2 pseudogenes are annotated in these 577 nt (G+C 66.2%); both read right to left on the reverse strand.

From position 1 onward, the window contains the following. Positions 1–24: 24 nt before the first annotated feature. A pseudogene (locus tag AC1D0P_RS27350) lies at positions 25–150 on the reverse strand (3-oxoadipyl-CoA thiolase); the annotation flags it as partial. A gap of 12 nt (positions 151–162) precedes the next feature. Next, positions 163–577, reverse strand: a pseudogene (locus AC1D0P_RS27355) (3-oxoadipyl-CoA thiolase); the annotation flags it as partial.

The raw sequence follows: 577 nt of genomic DNA on the forward strand, positions 1-577 counted from the left end.
AAATCCGCCAGCAAGCCTGTCATCTCACACCCGTTCGAGCGCCACCGCAATGCCCTGACCGACACCGATGCACATGGTCGAGATGGAACGTTTCCCGCCGGTCGCGACCAGTTCCAATGCCGCCGTGCCGGCAATGCGAAATCCGCCAGCAAGCCTGTCATCTCACACCCGTTCGAGCGCCACCGCAATGCCCTGACCGACACCGATGCACATGGTCGAGATGGAACGTTTCCCGCCGGTCGCGACCAGTTCCAATGCCGCCGTGCCGGCAATGCGGGCGCCGGACATGCCGAGCGGATGGCCGAGCGCGATGGCGCCGCCATTGCGGTTGACGCGCGCATCGTCGTCGGCAATGCCGAGCTCGCGCAGTGTCGCCAGACCCTGCGAGGCAAAGGCTTCGTTGAGCTCGAACACATCGAGCTGATCGACGGTCCAGCCGATCTTCTCCAAGAGCTTCTTCGTGGCCGGGGCAGGGCCGATGCCCATGATCCGCGGCGGCACACCGGCAGTGGCGCCGGCAACGACGCGGGCGATCGGCGTCAGGCCATGGCTCTTGGCCGCCGCTTCCGAGGCGATG

It is taken from the genome of Polaromonas sp. P1_G2, from assembly GCF_056405515.1.